The sequence below is a fragment of the Streptomyces sp. NPDC000941 genome, from assembly GCF_053599555.1.
This window is the reverse complement of sequence record NZ_JBSFMM010000327.1, coordinates 1-9,558: the sequence shown is the minus strand read 5'-3', so window position 1 is coordinate 9,558 and position 9,558 is coordinate 1. Positions and strand designations below refer to the sequence as shown.

The following is a 9,558-nucleotide window of genomic DNA, read 5'->3' as shown; positions in this document are numbered from 1 at the left end:
CCAAACGAACGCCACAACTCAGCCAACGACACCATCACAGCCCACAACACCGGCTGCACCACATCCACCCGCTCCAACGACACAACACCCGCAACGCCCCGAAGCACGTCCTCCAACGACCAATCCACAAACTCCGCCAACGCCCCACCACACTCGGCAAAACGCTCCGCGAACACCGGCGAAGAATCCAGCAACTCCACAGCCATACCCGCCCACTGCGACCCCTGACCCGGGAACACCAACACCACACGGTCGCTCCCCGCGCTCACCCCCAGTGCAGGGGCGTCAACAACACCAGCGGCCGACTCGCCCCGCACCAACGCACCGAGACCGGCCCGCAGACCATCCCGATCACGCCCAAGCACCACAGCTCGATGTTCAAAGGCCGAACGCTCGGATGCCAGCGACCATCCCACGTCCATCGGCGACAATCCACCATCGCCCTCGACATGCGACAACAACAGGGCCGCCTGCCCCCGCAACGCCTCCACCCCACGCCCCGACACCACCCACGGCACCACAACAGGAGCCACCGCCGTCGAGTCCTCGGACCCCGCAACGATCGCCGGAGCCTGCTCCAGAATCACATGCGCGTTCGTCCCGCTCACACCGAACGACGACACACCCGCCCGCCGCGGATACTCGCCCTCCGGCCAATCCCGCTGCTCGGTCAACAGCTCAACCGCGCCCGACTTCCAGTCCACCTGCCGCGACCGCTCATCCACATGCAACGTCCGCGGCAACACCCCATACCGCATCGCCAACACCATCTTCATCACACCAGCCACACCAGCAGCCGCCTGCGTATGACCGATATTCGACTTCAGCGACCCCAGCCACAGCGGCCGCCCCTCCGGCCTGCCCTGCCCATACGTCGCCAACAACGCCTGCGCCTCAATCGGATCGCCCAGCGTCGTGCCCGTACCATGCGCCTCCACCACATCCACGTCCACGGTCGTGAGCTCCGCGTCCGCCAACGCCTGACGGATGACGCGCTGCTGGGACGGCCCGTTCGGCGCGGTCAGACCATTCGACGCACCATCCTGGTTCACCGCCGAACCACGAACCACCGCCAACACCGGATGCCCGTTGCGCCGCGCATCGGACAACCGCTCCAACAGCAGCATGCCCACGCCCTCGCCCCACGCCGTACCATCAGCGCCATCCGAGAAGGACTTGCAGCGACCGTCGGGGGACAGGGCGCCCTGGCGGCTGAACTCCACGAAGATCTCGGGGGTCGACATCACGGCCACGCCCCCCGCCAACGCGAGCGAGCAGTCGCCGCGCCGCAGCGCCTGAGCCGCGAGATGCAGGGTCACCAGCGAGGACGAGCAGGCAGTGTCGATCGTGACGGCGGGGCCTTCGAGGCCGAAGGTGTACGCGACGCGGCCTGACGCGACGCTCCCCGCACTGCCGTTGACGAGGTAGCCCTCGAAGCTGTCCAGCGTGCCGTACAGCCGCGTCCCGTAGTCGTTGTACATCACTCCGGCGAAGACGCCCGTATGACTGCCCCGCAGCGTGGCGGGGACGATCCCGGCCAGCTCGAACGCCTCCCATGAGGTCTCCAGCAGCAGCCGCTGCTGGGGGTCGATGGTAAGCGCCTCACGTGGGCTGATGCCGAAGAAGGCTGGGTCGAACCGGTCGGATTCATGCAGGAATCCGCCCTCACGGGTGTAGCTCTTGCCCGGCCGCTCGGGGTCCTCGTCGTACAGGTCCTCGCCCCAGCCGCGGTTCTGCGGAAACCTCGAAATCGCGTCCGTGCCGGAGGCGACCAGTTGCCAAAGCTCCTCGGGGGAGTTCACACCGCCCGGGTACCGGCAACTCATCGAGACGATCGCGATCGGCTCGGAGTTCGCGGTCTCCAGTTCCCTGATGTGCTGCCGAGCCTGGTGCAGATCCCCCGTGACCCGCTTGAGGTAGGCGCGAAGCTTTTCCTCGTTCGCCATCTGAGAACTTTCCCTTTCGAATTTCCGAGATTCCAAGCCAAGCAGGTCGCGACGCTACGAGTCGCAACTCAGAGATGCTCATCAATGAAGCTGAAGAGGTCGTCGTCCGACGCCGCGTCGATTTGGTCGGCCACTGATTCCTCCGCCGGTCCGTCGGCGGAGCCACCGGCACGGATTCCGTACTTCGACAGCAATTCCTGGAGACGCGCCTGGACCGGCTCGGACAGCGCGTCACTCGCCGCGAGCGCGGACTCCAGGGCGTCGATTTCACGCAGTACGGCCATGGGCTCCGCCTGCCGCGCCGGGCTGATCTCGGCCTTGATGAACTCCGCGAGCGCGGCGGGCGTGGGGTAGTCGAAGACGAGCGTGGCCGGCAACCGCAGTCCCGTGGCCTCGTTCAGCAGGTTGCGCAGCTCGACGGCGGTCAGCGAGTCGAAGCCGAGCTCCTTGAACGACCGGTCCGCTTCGGCCCCTTCGGGCCGCGCGTGTCCGAGCACTCCGGCCACATGGCCCCGCACCAGGTCGAGCAGCATTCGGTCCCGCTCGGTGTCCTTCAACCCACTGAGCCGGTCCCACAGCGACGTGGCCCCCGCGGCCTCGGCAGCCGTCGTACCGCCGCGCGCCGCCCTGCGGACGGCCGGCTTGACCAGCCCGCGCAGCAGCGGCGGAACGTCCTGCACGCTCGTACGGGAGCGCATCGCGGCCAGGTCCAGCCGTACGGGCAGCACCGCCGCCCCCTCTGCGCCTGCCACGGCGTCGAACAGCGCGAGGCCGTGTGCCGAGGACATCGGCACGATGCCCATCCGAGCCAGCCGCTTGACCCCGCTGTCGTCCAGGCGCCCAGTCATGCTGCTGCGCTCGGACCACAAGCCCCAGCCGAGCGCCACGGCGGGAAGGCCGCGGGCCCGCCGGTGGTGGGCCAGAGCGTCCAGGAAGACGTTGGCCGCCGCGTAGTTGCCCTGGCCTGCGGTGCCGAAGGCTCCAGCGGCCCCGGAGAAGAGAATGAACGCGTCGAGGTCCAGGTCGCCGGTCAGCTCATGCAGGTTGAGCGCCGCGTCCACCTTCGGGCGCAGCACCCGGTCGACCCGCTCGGCGGTGAGCGTGTCGATGACCCCGTCGTCCAGGACCCCGGCCACATGCACGACGGCCTTCAGCGGATGCTCCGTGGGCACTGCGGCCAGCACCCGCACCAGTTGCTCCCGGTCCGCGGTGTCGCAGGCGGCGATGGTGACGTCCGCGCCGAGCCCGGTGAGCGCCGCGTGGAGTTCGGCGGCGCCCTCGGCGGCCAGGCCCTGGCGGCTGGTCAGCAGCAGTCGTCGTACACCGTGCTCGGTGACCAGGTGCCGGGCGACCAGGCCGCCCAGCGTGCCGGTGGCACCGGTCACGAGGACGGTGCCGCTCGGGTCGAGGAGCATGCCTGGGCCGTCGGCGGCCGTGGTGGCTCGGGCCAGTCGAGGCACGAGCAGGTCGCGCCCTCGTACGGCGAGCTGCGGCTCCCCCGTCGCGACAGCGGCGGGCAGGGCCCGGCACGACGTCTCGTCCTCGTCCAGGTCGACGACCAGGAACCGGCCGGGGTGCTCGGACTGCGCGGAGCGGATCAAGCCCCACAGCGGCGCGTTCGCGAGATCGATCAGCTCGTCCGACGACCGGGTGGCGACGGCACCTCGCGTGAGGAACACCAGCCGGGTGGCGGCGAACCGCTCGTCGGCGACCCACGACCGCAGCAGCGCCAGCGTGTTCCCCAGGATGGTACGGACGTCGCTCGGCACCATGGTGAGTCCGGCCTCGGCCGGCCCTCGGTCGGCGACGCAGGACACGAACACGGCCTCGGGGAGCGGTGCGCCCGCCTCGATGGCGTCGGCCAGGGCCGCCAGGTCGGTGTGCGCCGCCACTTCGGCCTCGCCGCCGCCGAGTTCCACGCTCAGTTTGAACTCGTCCGGGCCGACCACGGCCCACCGGCCGGAGGTCTGGCGCGGGTGTGGCAGGGCCGTCCAGTCGACGTGGAACAGCGAGTCATCGAGCGGCCCACCCCGTGCCGCGCTCAGTTGGGCCGGGTCGACCGGTCGCAGCACCAGCGATTCGAGGGAGGCCACCGGCGTACCGGTGCCGTCGGCCACCGCCACGGACACCGCGTCCTGCCCGGCGGGCTTGATGGCCACACGCAGCACGGAAGCGCCCGCGGCGCGCAGCGCCACTCCGGCCCAGCTGAACGGCAGGCGGACCTCGTCGGGGCCGCCGAAGAACTCCCCGAGCCTGAGCCCGTGCAGCGCCGCGTCGAGCAGTGCCGGGTGGATGGCGAAGCGAGCCGCCTCCGTCTGCTGCTCATGTGCCAGCGCGGCCTCGGCGAAGATCTCGTCTCCGCGGCGCCAGGCCGCCCGCAGCCCCCGGAAGGCGGGGCCGTAGTCGTAACCGGCGGCGGCGAAGTCCTCGTACAGCGCGGCGGTGTCCAGGGCTTGCGCGCCCTCCGGAGGCCATACGGTCAGGTCGCTCGTGGGCTCTGTGGCGCCCTCCGCCAGGGTGCCGGTGGCATGGCGGGTCCAGGCGGTATCGAACCCGGTGTCCTCGGGGCGCGAGTAGATGTTCAGCGCGCGGCGGCCCGCCTCGTCCGGCTCGTCGACCGTCAGTCGCAGCTGCACCCCAGTCCGCTCGGGAAGGACCAGCGGCGCCTCGAGCGTCAGCTCCTCGACCACATCACAGCCGACCTCGTCACCCGCGCGGACCGCCAGTTCCACGAACCCGGTGCCGGGCAGCAACACCGTGTCGCCCACCGCGTGATCGGCCAGCCAGCCATGCGACCGCAACGACAGCCGCCCGGTGAACACAACCCCCGCGGAATCCGGCAATTCGACCGCCGCGCCCAGCAGCGGATGTCCTGCTGAGCCCAGTCCCAGCGCGGAGGCCGCGGCCGTGTCGTCCGCGGAGGACGACGTGTCGAGCCAGTAGCGCTCGCGCTGGAAGGCATACGTCGGCAGATCCACCCGCGACGCCCCCGCACCGGCAAACACCTCCGCCCAGCGCACAGCCACACCCCGCACCCACGCCTGCGCCAGGCCCGACAGCAACGACTCAGCCTCAGAACGCCCCGACCGCAACACAGGAACGAACACCCCATCGGCGACCGTGTCCGGACCCATGGCACTCAGCACGCCATCGGGACCCAGCTCAAGGAACACGGACACGTCCTGCTCGGCGAGACTGGTTACACCCTCGCTGAAACGAACGGCCTGACGCACATGCCGGACCCAGTAATCAGCCGAAACCAGCTCATCGGATGTGGCCAGCCTGCCCGTCACGTTGGAAACGACCGGAATACGCGGCGCAGCGTAGGTCAGGGTCTCGGCGATGGCGTAGAAGTCGTCCAGCATCACGTCCATACGAGGCGAATGGAACGCATGTGACACCTCAAGACGCTTGGTCTTACGGCCCTGCCCCCGCAACGTCTCCGCCACAGCAAGGACCGCCTCCTCATCGCCGGAGACCACCACCGAGGTCGGGCCGTTGACCGCAGCAATACCAACCCGGTCGCCATAATCGGCGAGAAGCGACGCCACCTCATCCTCCGCGGCCTGGACCGCGACCATCGCCCCGCCGGCGGGCAGCCCCTGCATCAGCCGACCGCGCGCCGCCACCAGCCGCACCGCATCCTCGAGCGAGAACACACCCGCCACATGGGCCGCCACGATCTCGCCGATCGAATGCCCACCCACAAACTCCGGCACCACACCCCACGACTCGACCAACCGGAACAACGCCACCTCAACAGCAAACAGACCAGCCTGCGTAAACACCGTCTGACCAAGCAGAGCAGCATCATCACCGAAGATCACATCATGCACAGACCGCTCGACGTGTCCCGCAAGCTCCTTGTCCAACAGCCCGCACACCTCGTCAAACACCCCCGCAAACACCGGATACTGGCCATACAGCTCACGACCCATACCCACCCGCTGACTGCCCTGCCCCGAGAACAACACCGCCAGCCGGCCAGAACCCACACCCTGACCCACAACAACACCCGACGCCGACTCACCCCGCGCCAGCGCGCCCAGCCCCGCCCGCAAACCGTCACGGTCACCCACCACTACAGCACGGTGCTCGAAAGCCGAACGCCCGGACACCAGCGATGAACCGACATCCACCGGCGACAGCGAGCCGTCGCCCTCGACGTGCGACAGCAGACGCCCCGCCTGCTCCCGCAACGCCGCCACGCCACACCCCGACACCACCCACGGCACCGCCTCAGGAACCACCGGCACCACAGGAACCTCAGCGAGCTCCACCGGCTCGCCGACGACCTCCGGAGCCTGCTCCAGAATGACGTGCGCGTTCGTCCCACTCACACCGAACGCGGAAACGCCCGCCCTGCGCGGCCGCCCGGTCTCAGGCCAAGCCCGCTGCTCGGTCAGCAGCTCGACCGCACCGGCCTCCCAGTCCACCTCCGGGGAAGGCTCCTCGACATGCAGAGTCCGCGGCAGCACGCCGTGCCGCATGGCGAGCACCATCTTCATGACACCCGCCGCCCCCGCCGCGGCCTGTGGGTGGCCCATGTTGGACTTCAATGAGCCAAGCCACAGCGGCAGGTCCTCCGGCCGCCCCTGCCCATATGTGGCGAGCAGCGCTTCGGCCTCGATCGGGTCGCCCAGCGTCGTCCCCGTACCATGCGCCTCCACCGCATCCACCTCGGCGGCGGAAAGCCGTGCGTTCGCGAGCGCCTGCCGAATCACCCGCTGCTGCGAGAGCCCGTTCGGCGCGGTCAGACCATTCGACGCACCGTCCTGGTTCACCGCCGAACCACGAACCACCGCAAGCACCGGATGGCCATTGCGACGGGCGTCAGACAGTCGCTCAAGCAGCAGCATGCCCGCGCCCTCGCCCCAGCCCGTACCGTCAGCGGCCGCGGAGAACGCCTTGCAGCGGCCGTCGGCCGACAGCCCGCGCTGGCGGCTGAACTCGATGAACATACCGGGCGCGGCCATGACTGTGACGCCGCCCGCGAGGGCGAGCGAACACTCGCCCTGCCGCAGCGCCTGCGCCGCCAGGTGCAGTGTCACCAGCGAGGACGAGCACGCCGTGTCCACAGTGATCGCGGGCCCTTGCAGCCCCAGCACGTACGCGATGCGCCCCGAAATGACGCTGGAGGACTTGCCGGTCAGCAGGTAGCCCTCTACAGAGTTCGGGGCTTCGTGCAGCCGCGCCGCGTAGTCCTGATAGGTCATTCCGGCGAAGACGCCGGTCGTAGTGCCCTTGAGCGACTGCGGGTCGATTCCGGCCCGCTCGAGCGCTTCCCACGCGGTTTCCAGCAGCAGCCGCTGCTGCGGATCCATGGCCAGGGCCTCGCGCGGTGAAATGCCGAAGAAGGCCGGGTCGAACTCGGCTGCCCCGTGCAGGAAGCCACCCTCGCGGGTGTAGCTCTTGCCCGGCTGATCGGGATCCGGGTCGTACAGGCCCTCGACATCCCAGCCTCGGTCGGTCGGCAGCTCGGAGATCACGTCACGGCCCTCGGCGAGGAGCTGCCACAGCTCCTCGGGCGTGCGTACGTCGCCGGGGAAACGGCAGCCCATCGCGACGATCGCGATCGGCTCGTCGGCCACGGGCAGCGCCACCGGGGTCGGCGCCGGGGCAGCGGTCTCGGCCGCCGCGTCGTCGCCCACGAGCTCCGTACGCAGGTGCTTGGCCATGAGGGTCGCCGTCGGGTGGTCGAAGACGGCGCCGGTGGCCAACCTCAGTCCGGTGGCGGCGTTCAGGCGGTTGCGCAGCTCCATGACCCGCATCGAGTCGAAGCCGAGCTCCTTGAAAGCCCGGCCCACCGCGACCGAATCGGCCTCGGCATGTCCGAGTACCGCGGCCGCGTGCGTACGCACCAGCTCGACCAGCAGCCGCTCCTGCTCGACCGGCGCGAGGCCGGCCAACCGCCCGGCGAGGCCGGGGCCGGAGTGTGACTCCGTGGCGTCGCCTCCGTCGGCAGCCCGGCCGGCACGGGCCTCGGGCAGCTCGTCGAAGAGCCGGCTCTTACGAGTCGCGGCGAACTCCGCCACGAACCGCGGCCAGTCGATGTCGGCCACCGCGAGGAACGGCTCGTCGCGGTCCGTCGCCTGGCCCAGCGCCTCGATCGCCGCCTCGGGCGCCATCGACCTGAGGCCGCGGCGGCTCATCCGTTCGTCGATCGCGCCGCCGACCATCCCGCCGCCACTCCACGTGCCCCAAGCCAGCGCCACCGCGGGCAGGCCGCGCTGCCGACGGTCCAGGGCGAGCGCGTCGAGGTACGTGTTGGCCGCCGCATAGGCGGCCTGGCCACTGTTGCCCAGCGCGCCCGCGACCGAGGAGAAGAGCACAAAAGCATCGAGTTCCAGATGCTGGGTGAGCTCGTCGAGGTGGCGTGCGGCGGACACCTTGGAGCGCAACACCCGTTCCAAGTGCTCAACGGTCAGCGACTCGATGACACCGTCGTCGAGCACTCCTGCCGCATGGACGACCGCGGTGAGGGGGCGCTCGGCGGGGATTGAGGCCAGCAGCTCGGCAAGCGCGGCCCGGTCGGCCACATCACACGCCGCCACCATCACCCCGACGCCCAGCTCGGTGAGCTCGGCGGTCAGCTCGGCCGCTCCGGAGGCGTCCGCGCCCCTGCGGCTCGTCAACACCAGGTGGTCGACGCCGTGCCCGGCCAGCCAGCGGGCGACATGGCCGCCCAGCGCACCCGTGCCGCCGGTGACCAGGACCGTGCCACGCGGCTTCCAGCCGCTGTGTGCCGCTGCCGTGTTCTGGGGCGCGCGTACCAAGCGACGTACGAACACACCCGCCGGGCGGATCGCGAGCTGATCCTCGGCCGAAGCACCCACCGTGGCACCGGCCAGCACCGCGCACAGACGTTCCTGCGCCCGGGTGTCCAAGGCCTCCGGCAGGTCGAGCAGACCGCCCCACCGATCGGGGTGCTCAAGCGCGGCCACCCGGCCCAAGCCCCACACCGGGGCCTGTACGACGCCGGTCTGCCGATCGGCTCGGCCGACCGAGACGGCACCGCGCGTGACGCACCACAAGCGTGTGTCGGCGCCCGCGTCGACCAGCGCCTGCAGCAGCGACAGGGTGCCCGCCAGCCCGGACGACACACCCGCGTGCCCGGGGTGCGCCGCCGTGTCGAGGGCCAGCAGGGACAGGACCCCGGCGACCGACGTGCCTTCGACTGCCTGTGACACCTGCTGTGCCAGCCGCTTCCGGCCGGCGTCGGCGTCCACGACCAGGCGGATCGTACGGGCCCCTTGGGCACTCAGCGCCTGGACCGCCTCGGCGGCCCATTCGTCCTCGGCATGCGAGGCGGGGACGACCGCCAGCCACGTCCCGGCCAGCGCCGAGCCCGGTGTCTTGTCCAGCGGGTGCCAGCCGATCCGATAGCGCCACCCGGCGAGCTTCGACTGTTCCTGCCGCAGCCGATGCCAGGACGACAGCGCGGGCAGGACCGCGTTGAACGGTTCGTCGCCAGAGATGTCGAGTGTCGTGGTGAGGGATTCGAGGTCTTCGTTTTGGATCGCTTCCCAGAAGCGTGCTTCTACCTCGTCGACCTTGCGCTCGGAGGCGGTGGGTCGCGTCTGGGGCTCCAGCCAGTAGCGCCGGCGCTGGA

2 protein-coding genes are annotated in these 9,558 nt (G+C 70.2%); both read right to left on the bottom strand.

From position 1 onward, the window contains the following. On the bottom strand, positions 1 to 1,946 hold a 1,946-nt coding region (locus ACWDSL_RS49575; protein WP_450495882.1), incomplete at its 3' end, for a type I polyketide synthase. A 68-nt stretch (positions 1,947 to 2,014) separates the two neighbouring features. Then, positions 2,015 to 9,558: SDR family NAD(P)-dependent oxidoreductase (locus ACWDSL_RS49570; protein ID WP_450495880.1), on the bottom strand; the 7,544-nt coding region annotated here is incomplete at its 5' end.